Source organism: Micromonospora sp. NPDC050276 (genome assembly GCF_044459545.1).
Taxonomy (GTDB): domain Bacteria; phylum Actinomycetota; class Actinomycetes; order Mycobacteriales; family Micromonosporaceae; genus Micromonospora.
Genome location: NZ_JBITJA010000005.1, coordinates 182,644 through 202,267 on the forward strand (window position 1 = coordinate 182,644; position 19,624 = coordinate 202,267).

Annotated in this window: 20 protein-coding genes; 8 read left to right on the forward strand and 12 right to left on the reverse strand. The window is 71.9% G+C overall.

Translation table 11 applies throughout. The features are described 5' to 3' along the window. Window positions 1-27: 27 nt before the first annotated feature. Entirely contained in the window at window positions 28-1,653 is a 1,626-nt protein-coding gene (locus tag ACIBF8_RS12220) for a glycosyl hydrolase family 18 protein (RefSeq protein WP_396782695.1), read from the reverse strand. A 167-nt stretch (window positions 1,654-1,820) separates the two neighbouring features. Here ACIBF8_RS12220 and ACIBF8_RS12225 point away from each other — a divergent pair, with 167 nt between their 5' ends. Then, entirely contained in the window at window positions 1,821-2,309 is a 489-nt protein-coding gene (locus ACIBF8_RS12225) for a glutathione peroxidase (protein WP_396782696.1), read from the forward strand. A 62-nt stretch (window positions 2,310-2,371) separates the two neighbouring features. Here the strand turns inward: ACIBF8_RS12225 and ACIBF8_RS12230 are convergent, their stop codons facing one another. Next, the gene (locus ACIBF8_RS12230; RefSeq protein ID WP_396782697.1) at window positions 2,372-2,563 is read right to left on the reverse strand and encodes a hypothetical protein; all 192 of its coding nucleotides are present in this window, start codon (window positions 2,561-2,563) and stop codon (window positions 2,372-2,374) included. Window positions 2,564-2,658: 95 nt separating this feature from the next. Between ACIBF8_RS12230 and ACIBF8_RS12235 the strand changes: the two genes are divergently transcribed. The 3 genes from ACIBF8_RS12235 to ACIBF8_RS12245 all read left to right on the forward strand — a co-directional run bounded on the left by ACIBF8_RS12235 (window position 2,659) and on the right by ACIBF8_RS12245 (window position 5,085). Continuing rightward, window positions 2,659-3,333, forward strand: coding sequence for an NADPH-dependent F420 reductase (locus ACIBF8_RS12235; RefSeq protein ID WP_396782698.1), 675 nt, complete (start codon window positions 2,659-2,661; stop codon window positions 3,331-3,333). A gap of 214 nt (window positions 3,334-3,547) precedes the next feature. Further along, complete coding sequence (locus ACIBF8_RS12240) at window positions 3,548-4,408, forward strand: DUF4397 domain-containing protein (protein WP_396782700.1); 861 nt, start codon at window positions 3,548-3,550, stop codon at window positions 4,406-4,408. Continuing rightward, on the forward strand, window positions 4,405-5,085 hold the full coding sequence (locus ACIBF8_RS12245; protein WP_396782702.1) for a class F sortase: 681 nt from the start codon (window positions 4,405-4,407) through the stop codon (window positions 5,083-5,085). Before ACIBF8_RS12240 ends, ACIBF8_RS12245 begins: the two co-directional genes overlap by 4 nt. A gap of 158 nt (window positions 5,086-5,243) precedes the next feature. On the opposite strand, the gene ACIBF8_RS12250 is transcribed toward ACIBF8_RS12245, so the two are convergent. From ACIBF8_RS12250 to ACIBF8_RS12270, 5 genes are all read right to left on the reverse strand, one after another. Next, window positions 5,244-5,594 carry a DUF2203 domain-containing protein gene (locus ACIBF8_RS12250; RefSeq protein ID WP_110564124.1) on the reverse strand — a complete coding sequence of 117 codons (351 nt, stop codon included), beginning with the start codon at window positions 5,592-5,594 and terminating at the stop codon, window positions 5,244-5,246. 46 nt (window positions 5,595-5,640) lie between these two features. Beyond that, entirely contained in the window at window positions 5,641-6,459 is an 819-nt protein-coding gene (gene proC, locus ACIBF8_RS12255; RefSeq protein ID WP_238661521.1) for a pyrroline-5-carboxylate reductase, read from the reverse strand. 72 nt (window positions 6,460-6,531) lie between these two features. Then, window positions 6,532-7,560 carry a 6-phosphofructokinase gene (locus ACIBF8_RS12260; RefSeq protein ID WP_396783101.1) on the reverse strand — a complete coding sequence of 343 codons (1,029 nt, stop codon included), beginning with the start codon at window positions 7,558-7,560 and terminating at the stop codon, window positions 6,532-6,534. A 162-nt stretch (window positions 7,561-7,722) separates the two neighbouring features. Then, window positions 7,723-8,226, reverse strand: coding sequence for a pyridoxamine 5'-phosphate oxidase family protein (locus tag ACIBF8_RS12265; RefSeq protein ID WP_396782704.1), 504 nt, complete (start codon window positions 8,224-8,226; stop codon window positions 7,723-7,725). Window positions 8,227-8,304: 78 nt separating this feature from the next. Further along, window positions 8,305-8,802 carry a polyadenylate-specific 3'-exoribonuclease AS gene (locus ACIBF8_RS12270; RefSeq protein WP_396783103.1) on the reverse strand — a complete coding sequence of 166 codons (498 nt, stop codon included), beginning with the start codon at window positions 8,800-8,802 and terminating at the stop codon, window positions 8,305-8,307. A 264-nt stretch (window positions 8,803-9,066) separates the two neighbouring features. Here ACIBF8_RS12270 and ACIBF8_RS12275 point away from each other — a divergent pair, with 264 nt between their 5' ends. Continuing rightward, entirely contained in the window at window positions 9,067-9,759 is a 693-nt protein-coding gene (locus ACIBF8_RS12275; RefSeq protein WP_396782705.1) for a Crp/Fnr family transcriptional regulator, read from the forward strand. A 187-nt stretch (window positions 9,760-9,946) separates the two neighbouring features. Here ACIBF8_RS12275 and ACIBF8_RS12280 read toward each other — a convergent pair whose 3' ends face one another. Continuing rightward, window positions 9,947-10,204 (reverse strand): hypothetical protein, encoded by a 258-nt coding sequence (locus ACIBF8_RS12280; RefSeq protein ID WP_396782707.1) that lies wholly within the window; start codon window positions 10,202-10,204, stop codon window positions 9,947-9,949. 137 nt (window positions 10,205-10,341) lie between these two features. Between ACIBF8_RS12280 and ACIBF8_RS12285 the strand changes: the two genes are divergently transcribed. Further along, entirely contained in the window at window positions 10,342-13,878 is a 3,537-nt protein-coding gene (locus ACIBF8_RS12285; protein ID WP_396783105.1) for an AAA family ATPase, read from the forward strand. A gap of 28 nt (window positions 13,879-13,906) precedes the next feature. On the opposite strand, the gene ACIBF8_RS12290 is transcribed toward ACIBF8_RS12285, so the two are convergent. The 3 genes from ACIBF8_RS12290 to ACIBF8_RS12300 form a co-directional block, all read right to left on the reverse strand. After that, window positions 13,907-14,599 carry a lysophospholipid acyltransferase family protein gene (locus ACIBF8_RS12290; RefSeq protein WP_396716665.1) on the reverse strand — a complete coding sequence of 231 codons (693 nt, stop codon included), beginning with the start codon at window positions 14,597-14,599 and terminating at the stop codon, window positions 13,907-13,909. A gap of 142 nt (window positions 14,600-14,741) precedes the next feature. Further along, entirely contained in the window at window positions 14,742-15,308 is a 567-nt protein-coding gene (locus ACIBF8_RS12295) for a hypothetical protein (RefSeq protein WP_396782708.1), read from the reverse strand. Window positions 15,309-15,658: 350 nt separating this feature from the next. After that, window positions 15,659-15,967: a hypothetical protein gene (locus ACIBF8_RS12300; RefSeq protein ID WP_396782710.1), complete on the reverse strand. Its 309-nt coding sequence runs from the start codon at window positions 15,965-15,967 to the stop codon at window positions 15,659-15,661. Between the two features lie 279 nt (window positions 15,968-16,246). Between ACIBF8_RS12300 and ACIBF8_RS12305 the strand changes: the two genes are divergently transcribed. Both ACIBF8_RS12305 and ACIBF8_RS12310 read left to right on the forward strand, forming a co-directional pair. Next, window positions 16,247-17,098 (forward strand): DUF308 domain-containing protein, encoded by an 852-nt coding sequence (locus tag ACIBF8_RS12305; protein WP_396782711.1) that lies wholly within the window; start codon window positions 16,247-16,249, stop codon window positions 17,096-17,098. A gap of 158 nt (window positions 17,099-17,256) precedes the next feature. After that, window positions 17,257-18,753, forward strand: a complete 1,497-nt coding sequence (locus ACIBF8_RS12310) for a trehalose-6-phosphate synthase (RefSeq protein WP_396782712.1) — start codon at window positions 17,257-17,259, stop codon at window positions 18,751-18,753. 23 nt (window positions 18,754-18,776) lie between these two features. On the opposite strand, the gene ACIBF8_RS12315 is transcribed toward ACIBF8_RS12310, so the two are convergent. Beyond that, window positions 18,777-19,571: an alpha/beta hydrolase gene (locus ACIBF8_RS12315; RefSeq protein ID WP_396783107.1), complete on the reverse strand. Its 795-nt coding sequence runs from the start codon at window positions 19,569-19,571 to the stop codon at window positions 18,777-18,779. Between the last annotated feature and the right edge of the window lie 53 nt (window positions 19,572-19,624).

Sequence of the window (19,624 nt, forward strand, 5' to 3'; positions counted from 1 at the left end):
CGTGTGGGTGGTGCGTCGGCCGTCGGCTCAGCCGAGACCGCCCCTGATGGCGCCGATCAGCTCGCCGTTGCTGGTGTCACCGGAGAGCTCCCAGAAGAACGCGCCACCGAGGCCCTGGTTGTTCGCGTACGTCATCTTGCCGTTGATGGTCGACGGGGTGTCGTAGCTCCACCAGTTGCTGCCGCACTTGGCGTACGCGGTGCCGGCGACCGTGCCGGTGGCCGGGCAGGTGTTCTTGAGAACCTTGTAGTCCTCGATGCCGGCCTCGTAGGTGCCCGGTGCCGCGCCGGTGGCGCTGCCGCCCGGTGCCGCCTGGGTCACACCGGTCCAGCCGCGACCGTAGAAGCCGATGCCGAGCAGCAGCTTGTTGGCCGGGACGCCCTTGCTCTTGAGCTTCTGGATCGCGGCGTCGGAGTTGAAGCCCTGCTGCGGGATGCCGGTGTACGAGGTCAGCGGCGAGTGCGGGGCGGTCGGGCCCTGCGCGTTGAACGCGCCGAAGTAGTCGTAGGTCATCGGCATCAGCCAGTTGAGGTTGCCGATGGCGCCGGCGTAGTCGGTGGCGTCGATCTTGCCGCCGTTGCTGCCGTCCGCGGTGATGGCGGCGGTGACCAGGGCGCTCGACCCGAACCTCGACCGCAACGCGCTGATCACGTTCTTGAACGCGTTCGGGCCACTGCTGTCGCAGGTCAGACCGCAGGCGTTGGGGTACTCCCAGTCGACGTCGATGCCGTCGAAGACGTCCGCCCAGCGCGGGTCCTCGACCAGGTTGTAGCAGCTCTCGGCGAACGCGGCCGGGTTCTGCGCGGCCTGGGTGAAGCCGCCGGACCAGGTCCAGCCGCCGAACGACCAGATCACCTTGAGGTGCGGGTTCAGCCGCTTGAGCTTGCGCAGCTGGTTGAAGCTGCCGCGCAGCGGCTGGTCCCAGGTGTCGGCGACGCCGTCCACGCTGTCCGCGGCGGTGTACGCCTTCTCGTAGTCGGCGTAGCTGTCACCGATGGCGCAACGGCCGCCGGTGGTGTTGCCGAAGGCGTACAGGATGTGGGTCAGCTTGGCGGCCGAGCCGCTGGTCTGGATGTTCTTGACGTGGTAGTTGCGCCCGTAGACGCCCCACTCGGCGAAGTAGCCGACGACCTTCTTGCCGCCCGGGTTCGGCGGGTTGGTGGTCGGCGGTGGCGTCGTGGGTGGCGGGGTGGTGGGCGGCGTCGTCGTCGGCGGGGTGGTGGTCGGTGGCGTCGTCGTCGGCGGGGTCGTTCCGCCGCCACACGCGGCACCGTTGATGGTGCAGTTCAGCGGCGCCTTGTAGGCACCGGTGCCGTTGTAGCCCCAACTGAACGAGGCGCCGGGGGCGAGGCCGCCGGCCCAGCTCTTCTTGACCGCGACGTAGTGGTTGCCGCTGCTGGTGACGTCGGCGTCCCACGCGCTGCTGATGGTGGTGCCCGACGGCAGGTCGAACTCGATACGCCAGGTGGTGACCGTGGCGCTGGAACCGTTGGTGACGGTCACCCTGGTCTCGTGACCGGTCCCCCAGTCCTGCGCCTTGGTGAACGTGGTGGTGACCGTGCCGGCACCGAACGCGGTGGTCACCGGCACCGCCGCGACGGTCACGGCGACCACGGCACCGGCCCAGAGGGCCCGGCGGAGCGATCTTTTCATGAGGCGTCTCCCGAACTGTTAGGAAACTTTCCAAAAGAGATGGTGAGACGGTACTCACGGCGTCATCACTTCGTCAAGATGTGCATGTTTCGATTTCTCCTGGTGCATGGAGTGCGTACGCTGCGCCCACCCCGGGCTCCCGCCCCGCCGGCGCGTAGCCTCGGGCCATGACCGTCTTCGACATCCCGATCGACGCCCTCAGCGGCGGCCCCGCCGAGCTGGACCGCTACCGCGGCAAGGCACTGCTGGTCGTCAACGTGGCCTCCCGCTGCGGCCTCACCCCCCAGTACGCCGGCCTCCAGGCCCTCGCCGACTCGTACGCCGACCGGGGCCTGGTGGTGCTCGGGGTGCCGTGTAACCAGTTCGCCGGGCAGGAGCCGGGCAGCGCCGCCGAGATCAGCGACTTCTGCCAGGTCAACTACGGGGTCACCTTCCCGCTGACCGAGAAGGTCGACGTCAACGGCCCCGACCGGCACCCGCTCTACGCCGCGCTGGTGAACACCCCGGACGCGGACGGGCACACCGGTGACGTGCGATGGAACTTCGAGAAGTTCCTGGTGGCCCCGGACGGCTCGGTCGCCGCCCGCTTCGCCCCCACGGTCGAGCCCGAGTCCACCGACCTCCAGGCGGCGATCAACAAGGTCCTGCCCGCCTGAAGCCCAGCCCAGCCCAGTCGATCATGGAATCGTGGTGCCCGGGGTGCCCCGGTACGCCGAAATCATCCCCCACCACAACTCCATGATCGACGACCGCACCGCCCCTCCCGACCTCCGCGACCCCGCCGCTCGTCACCGGAGAGTGGCACGTCCCCGGAGAGCCGGTCGGCGACCAGCGTGCGCAGTACGTTGTGCGGGACGGGCTCGCGGCGCAACCAGGCGAAGGTCGCGAGGTCCTCGACGAGACAGCGCATGCCCGGCAGTCTGCGCAGCGGCCGGCAGCGGGCAACCGAATACCCCACCAGGCCGGTCGGGAATGCGTCGTGGGTGGACGGAGTTGGGAACGAGCATGACAACTGTGGGACTGATCGGCAGCGGCAACATCGGTGGCACCGTGGCCCGGCTGGCCGTCGACGCCGGCTACGACGTGGTGCTCAGCAACTCGCGCGGCCCGGAAACCCTCACCGACCTGGTCGAGACCCTCGGCGAGCACGCCAGCGCCGGCACGACGCAGGACGCGGCACAGGTGGGGGACCTGGTGGTGGTCAGCGTGCCGCTGAAGGCGTACCGCGCGGTGCCCGTGCAGCCGCTGGCCGGCAAGGTCGTCATCGACACCAACAACTACTACCCGCAACGCGACGGGACCTTCCCCGAGCTGGACTCGGGCGAGACCACCAGCAGTGAGCTGCTCCAGCGGCACCTGCCGGAGTCGCGGGTGGTCAAGGTCTTCAACAACATCTACTTCAAGGGCCTGGCCACGCTGCACCGGCCGTCCGGCGCCGCCGACCGCAGCGCCCTGGCGATCGCCGGTGACGACGCCGCCGCCAAGGCCGAGGTGACCGCCTTCCTGGACCGCATCGGCTACGACGCGGTGGACGTCGGCCCGCTGGCCGAGGGGTGGCGCTACCAGCCGGACACCCCGGCGTACGGCACGCTCTACTCCGCCAGCCCGACCGACTGGGAGCACCCGGCCCCGGGCGACGCCGAGAAGCTGCGCGCCGCCCTGGCCGCCGCCACCCGCTGAGGACCGCCGCCGCCCGGCCCACGATCGCCCATGGGGTTGGTCGTGGAGGACGACGACGAGGGGAGTTCCCCGCAGAGGCCCCGCGCACCCGCGCGGGGCCTCTGCGCGTGGGGCGGCAAAAACATCGACGCGGCAACTTGCGTCGCAGTCCTGTTCACGGGACCCTGTTCCCCTGGGTTGCCGCCCGCTCACCGAACGTGCCCCCGGAGGCGACATGCACACGCTCCGTACCGTGCCCCGCCGGCTGCTGGCCGGCTCCGGCGCGCTCCTGCTCAGCACCGCCCTCGCCGCCGCCGCCAGTCCGGTGCCGGCCAGCGCGGCGGACACCGTCGGCTACGTCCGGCTCGCGCACCTCTCCCCGGACACCCCAGCGGTGGACGTCTATCTCGCCGCGCCGGACGCCACCAAGCCGCAGGTGTTCCCCGGGGTCGGTTACGGCGTGGTCTCCGACTACCTGGAACTGCCTCCGGGCCGGTACGCGGTGGCCATGCGCGAGGCCGGCGCCCCCGCCACCGATCCCCCGGTGCTCACCACCGAGGTCGCGGTGACCAGCGGCGCCGCCTACACGGTGGCCGGTGTCGGTCGGCACGCGGACCTCGGTCTGCGGGTACTCAACGACGATCTCAGCGCCCCCGCCGACGGTCGCGCCAAGGTGCGGGTCGTGCAGGCGTCCGTGCGGACCCCGGTGCTCGACGTGGCCGCCGCCGACGGTCCGATGATCGCCAGCGGCGTGCAGTTCGCCACCACGACCGACTACCAGCAGGTCGAGCCGGGCAGTTGGCGGCTCAAGCTGACGGGCGCCGGCGGGCCGAGCACCGACGCCGAGGTCCGGCTCACCGGCGGCGCGGTCTACTCGCTGCTGGTGCTCGACGCGAAGCAGGGCGGGCTCACCGCCGAGCTGCGCCGCGACGCCGAGGGCGGCACCGTCGTCCCGGCCGGCGGGGTGGACACCGGCGCCGGTGGCACCGCGGACCGCGGGCTCGACGCGTACCCCCTGGTTGCCGGCGCCCTGGCCGCGGCGGCCGGCGCGGTGGCCCTGCTGCTCTGGCGTCGGCGGCGGCGCACCACCTGGTGAGCGCCGGGCCGGACCTGTCGATCCGGCGGCACCGGGACCGCCGAGCGCCGCTGGCCGCGCTGGTCGCGGCCGGCGCGGCGGTCTGTCTGGTCGCCGCCGGCACCGGCGTCGGGCTGGCCACCACCGGCCCGCCGCCGCCGGTGGCCAGGTGGCACCCCGGCTGCGTCGACGACTGTCCGTCGGTGGCCGCCGCGCCCGCGCCGCAGGGTCCACCCACGCGGGTACGCGTACCGCGCATCGGCGTCGACTCTCCGCTCACCGTGCTGGGTCTGGACCGCGCCGGCGCGCTGATTCCGCCCGCCGACTTCGACACCGCTGGCTGGTACGGCGGGGGCCCGGCCCCTGGTGACACCGGCCCGGCCGTGCTGGCGGGGCATCTGGACTCACGACGCGGCCCGGCGGTCTTCGCCCGGCTCGGCGAGCTACGGCCCGGCGACCGCGTGGAGGTGTGGCGCGGCGGGCAGCGGTTGTCGTTCCGGGTGACCGGGTCGCTGCGTACCCGCAAGGACCGGTTCCCGACGGCCGTCGTCTACGGGCCGACGCCCCGGGCGGAGTTGCGCCTGGTCACCTGCGGGGGTGACTTCGACCGGCGGCGGGGCCACTACGTCGACAACGTGGTGGTGTTCGCGGTCACCGAGGCCCCCGGCCCGGTCCTGCCGACGTCGGCGGCGGGCTGAACCCACGCCTTCGGCCGGCATGGGCCCGCCGCGAAGTCCGGCGTGCCGCTTAATCAACTCGGGTTTAAGGATGTCGCGGTGTCCGGCGGGCCCGGATGCCGCGACTTTCAGGATCCCGAGTGGATCAAGCAGCGCCCCACGGCCCCACGGGCGGGGTGTCAGAGAGGGCGGCGGCCGGCGAAGCCGCACTCGGCCCGGTGGTACCAGCGCACGTCGGAGTCGCCCTCCAGCCAGCACCAGAGCACGGCGCGGCCGGCTCGCTCGCCGGGGAAGTCGAGTAGCACCGGGGCGATGCCCTTGACCTGGATGTCGTGCTGGTGCAGCTCGTCGACGACGGCGTGCAGCCGGGCCTCCAGCCCTTTCACCTCGGCCAGCCCGCCGAGCGCGCTGACGCCGTGGTCAGCCAGGTCGGCGCGCAACTCGGCCAGGTCAGCCCGGACCCGGATCAGCTCGTCGACGCGCGGCTGCAAGGTGGCCACCAGGTGCCGGGCCTGGGCAAGTGTGAACACCGGGCCAGTATGCGGCACGCACGGGCCCGCGACGTGCCCCGAACGCTCAGTCGGCCTGTGCCGCCAGCTCGCGGGCGCGGTCCCGGGCGGCCTCCAGCGCGGCGAGCAGTGCCGCCCGTACGCCGTGCTTCTCCAGCTCACGGATCGCGGAGATGGTGGTGCCGGCGGGCGAGGTGACCGCCTCGCGGAGCTTGACCGGGTGCTCGCCGGAGTCGCGCAGCATCACCGCCGAACCGATCGCGGTCTGCACGATCAACTCGTGCGCCACCTGGCGGGGCAGCCCGAGCAGGATGCCTGCGTCGATCATGGCCTCGACCAGCAGATAGAAGTAGGCCGGGCCGGAGCCGGAGAGCGCGGTGACCGCGTCCTGCTGCGACTCGGGCACCCGGATCGTCTGGCCGAGCGGCTTGAACATCTCCTCGGCCAACGTCAGGTGCGCCCCGGTGGCGTACGCGCCGGCGGAGATCGCGGTCATCGCCTCGTCGACCAGCGCCGGGGTGTTGGTCATCACCCGCACCACCGGGGTGCCGTCGGGCAACCGGCGGCTGAAGAAGCTGGTGGGCAGGCCGGCGCAGAGCGAGATGACGAGCTTGTCGGCCGGCACCTTGGGGCCGATCTCGTCGAGCAGCGCGGCGGCGTCCTGCGGTTTCACCGACACCGCGAGCACCGCCGCCTCGTCCACCGCGGTCAGGTTGTCGACCACCCGTACGCCGTACCGGGCGGTCAACTCCTCGGCGCGAGCGGGTCGGCGGGCGGTGGCCAGTAGCCGGTCCACCGGCCATCCCGAGCGCAGCAGCCCGGAGAGCATCAGCTCACCGATCTTGCCCGCGCCGATCACCGCGACCGTGTGCACACCGGCTGACATGTCGGGCCGTACCCCCTCGCCTTGGGTCGCGGCGCGGCGGACCCGCAGGCCCGCCGCGCCACCGACCGTCGATCAGCTGCCGAAGAAGACCTCGGCCTCGGCGTACCGCTCCAGCGGCACGGTCTTCAGCTCACGGGTGGCATCCGCGAGGGGCACCCGGACGATGTCGGTGCTCTGCATCGCGACCATCTTGCCCCAGTCGCCGTCGTTCACGGCGTCGATGGCCTGCAGGCCCAGGCGGGTGGCGAGCACCCGGTCGAAGGCGGTCGGGGTGCCACCGCGCTGGATGTGGCCCAGCACCACGGTGCGGGCCTCCTTGCCGGTCTTGGCCTCCAGCTGCTCGGCGAGCCACTGGCCGATGCCGCCGAGGCGGACGTGGCCGAACGAGTCGAGCTCCTGGTTGGCGAGGACCATCTGGCCGTCGAGCGGCTGGGCGCCCTCGGCGACCACGACGATCGGGGCGTACTGGTGCTGGAAGCGCTTCTCGACGTAGCCGGCCACCTGGTCGACGTCGAACTGCCGCTCGGGCAGCAGGATCACGTTGGCGCCGCCGGCCAGGCCGGCGTGCAGGGCGATCCAGCCGGCGTGCCGGCCCATCACCTCGACGACCAGGGTGCGGTGGTGGCTCTCCGCGGTGGTGTGCAGCCGGTCGATGGCCTCCATCGCGATGTTGACAGCGGTGTCGAAGCCGAAGGTGTAGTCGGTGGCGCCGAGGTCGTTGTCGATCGTCTTCGGCACGCCGACGACGTGCACGCCCAGCTCGTAGAGCTTGGTGGCCACGCCGAGGGTGTCCTCGCCGCCGATCGCGATCAGCGCGTCCACGCCCTGTGCGGCGAGGTTGTCCTTGATCCGCTCGACGCCGTTTTCGATCTTGAACGGGTTGGTCCGGGACGAGCCGAGGATGGTGCCGCCGCGGGGCAGGATGCCGCGGACGTCGGCGATGCCCAGGGGCCGGGAGAGACCCTCGAGCGGGCCCTTCCAGCCGTCCCGGAAGCCCACGAACTCGTGACCGTAAGTGGCGACGCCCTTGCGGACCACCGCCCGGATGACCGCGTTGAGACCGGGGCAGTCCCCGCCGCCGGTGAGCACGCCGATACGCATGATCCGCTCATCCTCCTGGAGCATCAGGTAAAGCCCGATATGCCCCAGGATATGTGTCAGGTCAGACCATCGGCGCCGTTGCCGGCCCGGGGCGGGCCGTCACTGCGCACTGTAGTCGGCCCGCCGGTACGGCGACAGCGCGCCCCGGCCACCCACCCCCGGTCAGTAGGTCACCTCGTGGTTCTCGCCGGCCTTCGGTGGCCGGCCGGTGACCGCGGCCTTCGCGTAACCGAGCAGGTTCACCACGGTGCTGCTCGGCGAGTCCCAGTACTCGGCGGAGCTGGTGTGCACCTTGATCAGCGTGAGACCAGGGGTGTCCAGCCCGTCGGGGAACCACGCCTTGAGCAGCGGGTTCCACAGCTGCTCGGCCCGGGCCCGGTCGAACGCCTCGGTGGCGGTACCGGAGATCGACACCCAGGCGTTGTGCCGCTGGTCGGAGAAGGCGACGTTGACCTCCGGGTTCACCCGGATCTGGCGGACCTTGGCCGAGTCGGCGTAGGCGAAGAACCACAGGTCGCCGTCGAACTCGGCCTCCTGCAGGCCCATCGGCCGACTCACCTGCCGCCCGTCCAGAGCGGTCGTGGTGAGCATGCAGATCCGCGCGGCCCGGGCCAGCTCGGTGACCCTGGCCCGTGCCTGCGCGGCACTGGTCGGCTGGTCGCTCATGGCAATCTCCCTCGGCTCGGCTGTCGAACCGTTGCCCGGGACAGAACCGGTCAAACCTACAGCGGTGCGGCCGTCCCCTCAGCTGGCGGTCATCGCCCGCCAGCGGGCCAGATTGTGCCGGGCATCGACCAGAGCATCGTGCCGGGCCGCGTCCGCGTCCGGCAGGGGCGGCCTGCCCCGGTCGTCCCAGAGCTGCCGCAGTTCCTTGGTGTAGCGGGGAATCTCCCGGGGCAGCGCCGGCATCGCGCCCCAGAGCTGGGCGAGCACCACATGGTCGTACGCGGCGAACCAGGCCCACAGCTCCAGCTGCTCCCCCGGCCGGTCCCGGATCGGCTCGACCAGGAAGTCGTACAGGTCGTCGCGGATGCGCTCGCGGGAGCGCCAGGCCCGGTCCGCCGGGGAGGGCAGCTTGTCCAGCACGTTGCGGCGGACCCAGGGCACGGCGCGGGAGTCGTCGAACTCGGTGGAGACCGCGTAGAACTCGCGGCCGTACTCGTCGACGACACCGATCGAGACGAGGTCGACGGTGGTGCCGTCCTCGATGAACTCGCAGTCGTAGAAGTAGCGGTAGACCATTCCGGCCATCTTCGCCCACCACCGGGCGGCCGTGCCCGGCGGGGCCGCCCGGACGGGGGCCGAGCCGCATCGACACCTCCGAAAACGGTACGCCGCAGCTCGCGACGGTCACGGAAGTGCTTCGAGGGGTGTACAGCAAGCGACCGGACCGTCATGATCTGATGTGTACCGCTACCGGACACCGAATCGGTGTCAGTTCACCTTGTCGGGGCCTATCAGGTTCGCCCGGTGAGCGAGTTGTGGTCCATGGGGAGGGGTTGGGCCGTGGAGGTTCGCCTGCCAGAGCCGGGTGACGCGCTCACGGGTGTGGAGATGTTCGCTGGGCTGGAGCCCGAGGTGCGGCAGCGCGTGATCGCTGCCGCCGTTCCGCGTACCTACCGCAAGGGCCAGTTGCTCTTCGTGGAGAACGACCCCGGCGAGTCCCTGATCGTGCTGCGCCGGGGCGCGGTGGCGGTGTTCCGCACCGCACCCACCGGCGAGCGGGCCGTGCTGTCGGTCATCCGTCCGCCGGACGTGCTCGGTGAGGTTTCCCTGCTCGACGCGTCCACCCGGTCCGCCTCGGCGGAGGCCATCGAGGACTGCACGGCGCTCGCGCTCTCCCGTGGGGCGTTCATGGAACTGGTGCACTCCAACCCGCGCATCCTGGACGCGGTGATGCGCTCGCTGGGCGGGCTGATCCGCCGGCTCACCGAGCAGAACGCCGACCACGTCTTCCTCGACCTGCCCGGTCGGGTGGCCAAGACGCTGGTCCGGTTGGCCGGCGAGAGCCAGGCACCGATGATCACGATCGAGCTCAACCAGAGTCAGCTGGCCGAGATGGCCGGTGGCTCCCGGCAGAGCGTCAACCAGGCGATCGGCTCGTTCGCGAGCCGTGGCTGGCTGCGTACCGAGGGCCGCCGGATCGTGGTGACCGACGTGGCCGCGCTGCGCCGCCGCGCCGGCATGGCCGACCGCTGACCGACCGACCCGACCCGCGTTCGTCGCCGACCAGAGCTATGTGGACGCCCGGCATCCGTCGCCGGCCAACTCCCCCGCCCGTACGCATGGCTGACGCCGGCTGCCAGTGGCAGCCGGCGTCAGCGATGTCGCACGCCGAACGAGTGCGGCCGGCGGATCGATGGCCCGCCGGTCGCACCCAGGGCGATCAGTTCTTCGTGGTGTCGGCCGGCGGCGCGCCCGGCCCCGGACCGATCTTCTTCGGATCGGTCGGCTTGTCGGCCGTGGACGTGCTCGACGAGGTGGTCGTGGTCTCCCCCGACCCGCCCGACTGACCCTCAGGCTCTTCCACCATGCCCTGCTCCTCCAGTTCGGCGAGAGTTACCGCATCGACGTCGATCGTGTCCCCCGGAGCCCACAGCGTGCCACCCGGATCGGTCCACGAGGCGGACAGTCGTACCTGCACGGCACTCTCCCTGACATGAAACTTCCTGGTACGGAACACTAACCCCGACCGATCGATGACGTTGCCCGTCCGCACGTCGGGTACCCGACTGGTAAGGCCGGACGCGATACTGACCTCTTTCGCCCACGGAGCTGAACATCGACCTCAAGTGTGGACACTGCGCACGCGCGGCCGGGCCGGACGACCGCTTCTGCGGTGGGTGCGGCCAGCCGCTCACGGTCAACTGCGCGCACTGCGGGCACGCCAACAACACCGAGGTCAACTTCTGCACCAGCTGCGGACAACCGCTGCGCGACCACGTCGCCGTGGTGCAGGAGGACCGGCGTCAGGTCAGCGTGCTCTTCGTCGACATCGTGGACTTCACCCGGTACGCGGAACGGGCCGACCCGGAGCAGGCCCGCAGTCTGCAGCAGACCTACTTCGCCACCGTGCGCCGGATCGTGCACCAGTACGGCGGGGTGGTCGAGAAGTACATCGGCGACGCGGCGATGGCGCTGTTCGGCGCTCCGGTGGCCACCGACAACGACGCGTTGCGGTGCGTCCGCGCCGGCCTGGAGCTGCAACGCAACCTGGCCCGCCAGCCCGCTGGTCCGCAGCCGCCGCTCGGCTTCCGGGTCGGCATCGCGACCGGCGAGGCCCTGGTCGACCTCTCGGCCACCCGGGACGGTGGGCAGGCCTTCGTGACCGGAGACGTGGTCAACACGGCCTCCCGCCTGCAGGCGTTCGCCCCGCCGGGCGGTGTCGTCGTCGACGAGAGCACCTGGTCGGCCACCCGACACGAGATGGAGTACGCCGACCAACCGCCGGTCACCCTGCGCGGCCGTTCCGCGGTGAGCCGGATCTGGCTGGCCGTCCAGGTACGGCCACATCGGGACCCGCGCGCCGCCGAGCTGACGCCGATGGTGGACCGGGAGCACGAGCGCGGCCTGCTGGTCAACGCGCTGCACCGAATGGTGACCGAGCGGACCTCCCAGTTGGTGACGGTGTTCGGGCCGGCCGGTGTGGGCAAGAGCCGACTGCTACGCGAGCTGGCCCGCCACGCTGGCAGCCTGCCCGGCGCGCCGATCACCTGGCTCGTCGGCCAGTGCCCGCCGTTCGGTGAGAACGTCACCTGGGCCGCGTTGTCGGACATCGTGAAGACCTGGGTGGGTGTGCCGGAGGTCGACGACCCGGCCGCGCTGCGCGAGCGGCTGCGGGCCCGTCTGGGGCAGCTCGCCGACCCGCACGCGACCCGGCTGGCCGAGGCGCTCGGCCCGCTGATCGGCGTTCCCGGCGAACGACTCACCCCTGGCGAGACCGAGGCCGCCTGGCGGCGGTTCCTGCTCGCCCTGGCCGCCACCGGCCCGACCGTGCTGGTCTTCGAGGACATGCACTGGGCGGACCAGGCGATGCTCGCCTTCGTCGAGCAGTTGGGCGCGACGGCGCGGGGCGTACCGCTGCTGGTCGTCGCGACCGCCCGGCCGGAGCTGAGGGAACGGCACCCGGCGTGGACCGGCACGATCAGTGGCGCGATGTCCATCTCGGTGCCGCCGATGCACGACACCGACATCGACACGCTCTACTCGCTGCTCCTCGGGCAGGCGACGCTGCCCAGCGGCGCGCGTACCCCGCTGATCGAGTTCGCCGACGGCAACCCGCTCTACGCCCAGGAGTACGCCCGGATGCTGCTGGACGGCGGCCTGCTCGACGCGGTCCCTTCGGCCCCCCGCCTCGACTTCGACGGTGGCGCGGAGATGCCCCGGACGGTGCAGGCGGTCATCGCCAACCGGCTCGACCTGCTGGACCCGGCCGACCGGGCCGTGCTCCAGGCCGCCGCGGTGGTCGGCGTGCAGTTCTGGGCCGCGCCGGTGGCGACGGCGCTGGGGCGACCGGTGGAGTGGGTGGAGCGCGCGCTGGACCGGCTGCAACGTCGCGACCTGGTGTACGAGCAGAGCACGTCGACGATGCTCGGCCAGTCCGAGTACCGCTTCCGGCACATCCTGGTCCGGGACGTCTGTTATCAGCGGCTGCCCCGGGCCGAGCGGGTGCTGCGCCACCAACGCACCGCCGACTGGATGGCGCAGCTCACCGACGGCCGGCAGTACGACCTGGCCGAAGTGCTGGCCAACCACCGCTGGGCGGCACACGAGATCGCCCGGACCGTCGGGCTGGACCCCGCCCCCTACGCCCCGGCGGCGCGGGCCGCGCTGCACCGGGCGGCCCGCCGGGCGTACGAGCTGCACGCGCTGGACACCGCCGCCGCGCTGGTCGGCCGGGCGCTGGCCCTGGACGTCGGGCCGGACCCGGCGCTGGAGCTGTTCGAGGCCGAGCTGGCGTTCTATCGGGACGGGGACGCCTTTCTGGTGGAGGGGGGCACGGACACCCTGGCCCGGCTGGCCGAGCGGCTCGCCACCAGCGGCGACCGGACGGGTGCGGCGCGGGCCTGGACGCTGCTCGCCACCGCCGCGTGGAGTCGGGCCGACCGTTCGGCGACCCTGCACTGCCTGGACCAGGCGATCGCCATCTACGACGACCTACCGGACAGTCAGGAGAAGGCGGGCGCCCTGCTGGAGCTGGCCCGGGTGCACATGCTGAACGCGGAGACCGACCCGGCGTGCACCGCCGCCCGCGCGGCGGCCTCCCTCGCCGAGCGGCTCCAGCTGCGGGAGGTCCAGGCCAACGCCCGGATCACCCTGGCCGTCGCCCGCTACCTGGCCGGCTCCGCCGAGGCGTTCCCGGAGCTGGCGGAGGTGACCGAGCACTGCCGGGTGGAGCGGCTGACCAGCCGGCGCCGGGCGGTGCAGAACCTGGCCTGGGCGTTGCAGGAGGAGGGTGACCTGGCCGGCTCGGCCCGGTTGGTCGACGAGCAGCTCACCCTCGACCTGGGCGGCGAGCACAGCCTCGCCACCAGCTTCGCCGACCAGTGGGCACGGTCGTACTACGCGGGCGACTGGACGGCGGCGCTGGCGATGGCGGCGGAGTCGACCCGACGGCCGACCGCGGAGTGGGATCTGCACATCGTGGCCGTCTCCGGTTGGATGCGCGGGCTGGCCGGCACCGGGCCGGACGGGTTGGCCGAGCCGGACGGGTTGGCCAGGCCGGACGGGTTGGCCAGGCCGGACGGGTTGGCCAGGCCGGACGGCGCCGCGGGGCCGGCTGCGGACCTGGTCGAGCAGGCGCTGGTCGCGGCACGGCGCAGTGGATTCCACCGGGTGTTGCGCTCCACCCTGGCGCACGCCGCGTTGTGCCGCGCGGTGCAGGGCCGCCGAGACGAGGCGATGGCGCTGCTCACCGAGCTGGACGACGACTGGCGGCGGACCCGGATGATCCCGTTCGCGGAGTGGGTGCCGGCCGTCGGGCACGTCGCCGGAGTGCTGGGCGCGGACGCTGCCCGGCTGGTCCGGGAGATGCTCGACCGGGCGCCCCGGGTGACCCCGTGGGCGCGCGCCGCCGGTCAGGTCGCCGACGCCACGCTGGCCCGGCACGACGGCGACGTCTCGACCGCCGCGGACCTGCTGCGTTCGGCGGCGGCGAGCTACGCCCGGATGACCGACGTGACCGACGAGATCATCACGCTGGCGCTGGCGATCGGCCCGCTGACCGAGACCGACCCACCCGCCGCCGAGACGACCCGCGCCCGCCTGCACGATTTCGCCGCCCGCCACCACGCGCCCACCCTGCTGCACCTGCCGTGACCGCCGACTGGTCGGGCGCGGCGGGTGGCTAGGCGGCCAGCGGCGCCGGGACGGGCTCCTTGAGCTTCTGGGCGTAGATGTCGACGTACTCCCGGCCGGAGAGCTCCATCAACTCGTACATGATCTCGTCGGTGACCGCGCGCTCGACGAACCGGTCGCCGGCCAGCCCGGCGTAGCGGGAGAAGTCCAGCGGCGCCCCGAAGCGGATCTTCACCCGGTCGATCTTGGGGATGAGCTTGCCCGGCGGCTGGATCTCGTCGGCGTTGAGCATCGCCACCGGCACCACCACCGCGCCGCTCTCCAGGGCGAGCCGGGCCACCCCGGTCTTGCCCCGGTAGAGCCGCCCGTCCGGGGAGCGGGTGCCCTCGGGGTAGATGCCGGCCACTCCCCCGGCCCGCAGCACCTGCAACTGGGTGTCCAGGGCGGCGCGCGCGGCCCGGCCGCCGGAACGGTCCACCGGAATCGTGCCGGTGCCGACGAAGAACATCTTGGTCAGCCAACCCTTGATCCCCTTGCCGGTGAAGTACTCGGCCTTGGCGACGAAGGTGACCTTCCGCGCGGTGATCAACGGTGTGAAGATCGAGTCGGAGAAGGAGAGGTGGTTGCTCGCCAGGATCACCGGACCGGTCGCCGGCACGTTGCGCAGCCCCTCCACCTGCGGGCGGAAGATCAGCTTGAGCAGCGGACCGAGGATGACGTACTTCAGCAGCCAGTAGAGCACCGGCGTCCTTTCCCGTGGTGTGCCCGCGACAGCGCCAGGCCGGGAACGCCGTCGCCGACGAGCCTACGAAGCGTCAGCTCTACCCACAACGGACGAACGACCGTCGTCCTGCGACACGACCGGTGACGCTGGTGCTTCCTGTTCACATGGCAGCGCCGGCCAGACCGAAGGGTGTGGCGAGAACCGCCGCGAATAGTAGATCCCAAGATGACGGCCAACAGAGCCATCGGAGGACCTGAACCCGCCGTCGGTGGGCGGACCCTTTCCGGCCTAACAGGGGGGCCAATCGCAGCCGGGTCGGCTTCTCTGCCGCGTCATCCGGAAACACGATCCAGCCCCAACGATCTGCGACCGCAGCCCGCAACCCGCTCAGACCGGCGCAGAGCGCAGCGAACGCCACTCCGAACAGGACCACGCCGAACGCCATGTCGGCCGTCGCCTCCCCGACCACCGGTTCAATCAGGAGTACGACCGCCACGCCCGCTGCCCCCCACGCCGCGGCGAGCACCATCCAGGCGTAAGCCCGCTCCTGACTCCGCAGATTCGCCTCGACGGAGTGCGTGGGCGCCTGGACAGTCTCCCGACGCAGGGTGGACGCGTCGTCGGCCAGCGCCGTCAACCAGGCCACCGGAGCGGCCATCAGGCGCACCGCGAGGCTGCCCGGGTCAGCCAGCGTCCTCCCGTGCGGCCACTCGTCTGTCAGATCCACCCGCCTCGCCACCTACTCACCCTGCTTCCGAAGGTTAGGCCGCGCGGGTGCGCCTTCGGCATCAGCACCACGACCCGTCGCGCCCAGCGGGCGAAGGCCCCACCCGTCAGCGCCACGAAAACGCCGGTACCCCACTGCTCGTCCACCACAGCCCCCGTATCGGGTCCGAATGTCGGCGCAGCATAGGAACACCCGTATGCGTTGATCAATGCATTGACAAGTCAATGCGCGCCGGAACGGATCGGTCGGATTCGTCGGACAGGTCCTCGTCACTCGGGGTGTGGTGCGATCGGCAGACGGGGCGTGCAGATCCGAGTGTGACCCAAGTCACGTCGATGACGCTCGGCTGGCTACTCGTCCCGCCCCTTCTTCCACTGTAGGTACCCGCGGTACAACTCCTCCTCCCGCCGTCGCAGGCGCCGGTGCAGCACCCGGGAGGCGATGAGGAGCACGGCACCGCCACCCAGCATCAGGTAGCCGAGGATCCGGTCGTCGGGGATCTTCGGGGCTGTGGCGAGCAGCAGCCCCAGGAAGACCGAGCCCAGGCCCAGATAGAGCGCGATCCCGGGCGGCGTCTGTCGGTATTCGAGGTGGTGACGGTCCGCGAAGGTCTGGAACCGCGGTGGGATGTCAAGTTCCTCGTACTCACCACCAGCCACGCGTGCCTCTCCGTTCCCGATGTCTGTCAGTCCAGCAGGACAACGCTCGGCGTGTCGAGCCGCCCAGGTGCCAACGATCATCGAGATCGCACTTGTTGAGCAAGAACGGACAAAGAGCCCCCGCCGTGACCAGCGGCAGGGGCGCTGACTTTGGAAGACGCGACACAACGCACTCCCGGAACCATGCCCTGACGTGTCACGATTCAGAGCACGGCGTGCGGACGGGCGCCGAAGGGCAGCGGTGGCCGCGCCGGAAGGCGCGTTAAGGGGGTTGTCCGGGTGTCAGCGGGTGGGGCCCGCCGGGGACGGCGGGACAACGGGCTCGACGCGAACGAGTACGCCGTCGTCGGCGACGTCGATCCGCGCGTCGGTGAGCACCTGCTCGACGTGCTGGCCGCCGGCGGGATCGCCGCCTACCTGCAGCCCTCCGCCGACCTCAACCCGGTCACCCGCACCACCACCGTGCCGGCCCGTCCGGTCGACCGGCTCTACGTCGACCGCTCGCACCTGACCACCGCCCGGGACTATCTGACCCAGCTCGCCGACGAGACCGCTCCGGAGCAGCCGCCGGCTCGCGACGAACCGGACATCGACGCCGAGTGGGCGCGGATCGTGGAAGGTTTCCACACCACCTCCACGCCCGGCGAGCACCCGTGGCCGGCCGCGGAGGACGTGGATGAACGGGACGCGCGGGACGAGCCGACCTCCGGGCCGCTGACCCGTTCCGGCGCCGACGAGCCCGGTCCGACCGCCACCGACGTTCGCCGGCTACCGTCCGCGACGGACATCTCCGGGATCTCCGTGGGGCGCGGCACCCGGCCGGACGAGCCCTCCCTGCTCGACGGGTTGGACACCTTCGGCGCCGACCTGCCCGACGACGAGGACGACGAGGGTTACCACCCGCCCCCGCCGCCGCCGCTGCCCCGGTTCAGCAAGTACGCCGTGATCGGCGTGCTGGGCGTGGTCGTGGGGTTCGTGCTGTTCCTCTTCCCGTGGTTGCTCCCGATCGACCGCTCGGCGGTCACCCTGTTCGGGTTCACCGGCATCCTGGCCGGTTTCGTCACGCTGATCTGGCGGCTCCGCCCCGGTGACGAGGACGAGGACGACCCGGACAACGGCGCCGTCGTCTGAGGTCGGCCCGCATCCCGGGACAGCAGCGCCCCGCCGGGGGCGTAACAGTGGTGTAACTTACTGTCAGTAGGAATACCGCTGTACGTCACTTCCCCCGCTGACTGACCGGTTTTCCCTTGCTCGCGGCGGTCAGTCCTCTGCTGATCGGAATGCCCGAGATGCGACAGAGTTCCCTCGCGGTGGTGGCCAACCGCCTCCCCATCGACGACAATCAGGCGCCCGACGGGGCCTGCGAGTGGCGGCGCAGCCCGGGCGGGCTGGTCAGCGCGCTGCACCCACTCCTGCGGCACACCCCGGCGACCTGGGTCGGCTGGGCCGGCGGCACCGGGCCGGCCCCCGCACTGCCGGACGTGGACGGCGTGCGGATGCACACCGTCGCGCTCAGCCCGGAAGACCTGCGCGACCACTACGAGGGGTTCGCCAACGCCACCCTCTGGCCGCTCTACCACGACGCCGTCGAGCAGCCGCAGCACCACCGCCGCTGGTGGGAGGCGTACCAGCGGGTCAACCAGCGCTTCGCCGAGGCGACCGCCGAGGTGGCCGAGCCGGGCGGGGTGGTCTGGGTGCAGGATTACCACCTGCAGCTGGTCCCCGGTCAACTGCGCGCGCTCCGCCCGGACCTCCGCATCGGGTTCTTCCTGCATGTGCCATTCCCACCGCCCGAGCTCTTCATGCAACTGCCCCGCCGGGCCGAACTGCTGCGCGGCATGCTCGGCGCCGACCTGGTCGGTTTCCAGCGCGTGCAGGCGGCACACAACTTCGCCCAGTTGGTGACCCGGGTGTTGGAGCTGCCGGCCACCGACCGGCGGATCGGCATCGACGACCGGGTCGTCCGGATCGGCGCGTTCCCGGTCTCCATCGACACCGCCGAGATGGCCGCGCTCGCCGCCCGCCCGGACGTCGCCGCTCGGGCCCGCCGGCTGCGCCAGGACCTCGGCGATCCCCGGCAGGTCGTCCTCAGCGTGGACCGGATGGATTACACCAAGGGCATCGAGCAACGCCTCAAGGCGTACAGCGAGTTGCTCGCCACCGGCGACGTCAAGGTCCGCGACACCGTGCTGGTGCAGGTCGCCATGCCGAGCCGGGAACGCGTCGGCCAGTACCAGATCCTGCGCGAGCGCATCGAGCGCGAGGTCGGCCGGATCAACGGCGAGTTCGGCCGGGTCGGCGAACCGGCCATCCACTACCTCACCCAGCCCTTCGACCGGGCCGAGCTGGCCGCGCTCTACCGGGTCGCCGACGTGATGGCGGTGACCCCGCTGCGCGACGGGATGAACCTGGTGGCCAAGGAGTACGTGGCCGCGCGGGTCGACGACACGGGCGCTCTGCTGCTCAGTGAGTTCGCCGGTACCGCCGCCGAGCTGTCCCAGGCGTACCTGGTCAACCCGCACGACCTGGAAGGGCTCAAGCAGGGCCTGCGCGCGGCGTTGCGGGCCAACCCGGCCGACACCACCGAGCGGATGCGGGCTATGCGCGCCCACCTGCACCAGCACGACATCCGGGCCTGGGCCCGCTCCTACCTCCGCGCACTGGACGAGGGCGGCGCGCTGATCAATCGCCTGACCAGCACCGACACCAGTTCCGACGGCACCGCTCTGGTGCCCCGGCCGACCACCCCGACCGACAGCCCGGCCGCCCACCAGGTCAGCGGCTGACCGGCGGCGGCAACCTGGTCGTCTCAGTGCGCCGCGGGCTCCTTCTCCAACCAGTCCAGGATCGCGTCGATCGGCTCCGCCCACCGGGCGTCCAGCATCAGGTCGTGGCCCATCCCGGGAAAGAGCAGCGGCGCCGAACCGTACCGGCGGGCCACCCGGGTCAACGTCGACGCCGGCACCACCCGGTCGTCCGGGCTGCCCAGCACCAACACCGGGGGCGCGCCCACGGCCGGCTCGGCCGCCGGCTCACCCAGCAGCGCCCACTGCGCCCTCCGGCCCGCCCGACCCAGCCGGGCCACGTACCGCCGGGCCTCCTCGTCGGGCAACTCGCGGCTGAACAACTGCCCCCGGTTGAGCCGCAACGGCCCGCCGAACACCGCCGGCAGCGTCCCTGCGGGGTTGCGGCGCAACGCCGCGCCCAACACGGCCCAGCCGCCGAAGACCGGCGCCACCAGCACCGCGCCGCGCGCCGGGTAGCGGGCCAACGCGTGCGCCACCACCAGAGCGCCGGCGCCGTGCCCCACCAGCACCGCCTGCCGCGGCAGGCTCGCCGCCACCTGGACCACATCGTGGGCGTACGCCCGCAGCGTCGCCTCCGGCACCGGCTCGCTGCCGCCGTGCCCGCGCAGGCTCACCGCGTACGCCGGGAAACCCCGCGACGCCGCGTGACCCAACCAGTGCTCGGCGAACGCCCACGCGCCGTGCCCGAACCCGGGGACGAAGAGCAGCGGCGGACGTCCCTCCTCCAGCTCGGGGATCGCGCTGAGCACCTCGCGCCGGGCCGGCCGGACCGGGCGGGACCACTCCCGGCCCCGCATGATCCGCAGCTCACTCACTGGTCTGCCTCTCGTTCACGACGCTGGGGCCGGCG

What these genes read in the sequence shown, in the direction of transcription:
- ACIBF8_RS12220 (WP_396782695.1), bottom strand. Translation starts at nt 1,653, where the DNA reads ATGAAAAGATCGCTCCGCCGGGCCCTCTGGGCCGGTGCCGTGGTCGCC.
- ACIBF8_RS12225 (WP_396782696.1), top strand. Translation starts at nt 1,821, where the DNA reads ATGACCGTCTTCGACATCCCGATCGACGCCCTCAGCGGCGGCCCCGCC.
- ACIBF8_RS12230 (WP_396782697.1), bottom strand. Translation starts at nt 2,563, where the DNA reads ATGCGCTGTCTCGTCGAGGACCTCGCGACCTTCGCCTGGTTGCGCCGC.
- ACIBF8_RS12235 (WP_396782698.1), top strand. Translation starts at nt 2,659, where the DNA reads ATGACAACTGTGGGACTGATCGGCAGCGGCAACATCGGTGGCACCGTG.
- ACIBF8_RS12240 (WP_396782700.1), top strand. Translation starts at nt 3,548, where the DNA reads ATGCACACGCTCCGTACCGTGCCCCGCCGGCTGCTGGCCGGCTCCGGC.
- proC (WP_238661521.1), bottom strand. Translation starts at nt 6,459, where the DNA reads ATGTCAGCCGGTGTGCACACGGTCGCGGTGATCGGCGCGGGCAAGATC.
- ACIBF8_RS12260 (WP_396783101.1), bottom strand. Translation starts at nt 7,560, where the DNA reads ATGCGTATCGGCGTGCTCACCGGCGGCGGGGACTGCCCCGGTCTCAAC.
- ACIBF8_RS12265 (WP_396782704.1), bottom strand. Translation starts at nt 8,226, where the DNA reads ATGAGCGACCAGCCGACCAGTGCCGCGCAGGCACGGGCCAGGGTCACC.
- ACIBF8_RS12270 (WP_396783103.1), bottom strand. Translation starts at nt 8,802, where the DNA reads ATGGTCTACCGCTACTTCTACGACTGCGAGTTCATCGAGGACGGCACC.
- ACIBF8_RS12310 (WP_396782712.1), top strand. Translation starts at nt 17,257, where the DNA reads ATGCGACAGAGTTCCCTCGCGGTGGTGGCCAACCGCCTCCCCATCGAC.
- ACIBF8_RS12315 (WP_396783107.1), bottom strand. Translation starts at nt 19,571, where the DNA reads ATGCGGGGCCGGGAGTGGTCCCGCCCGGTCCGGCCGGCCCGGCGCGAG.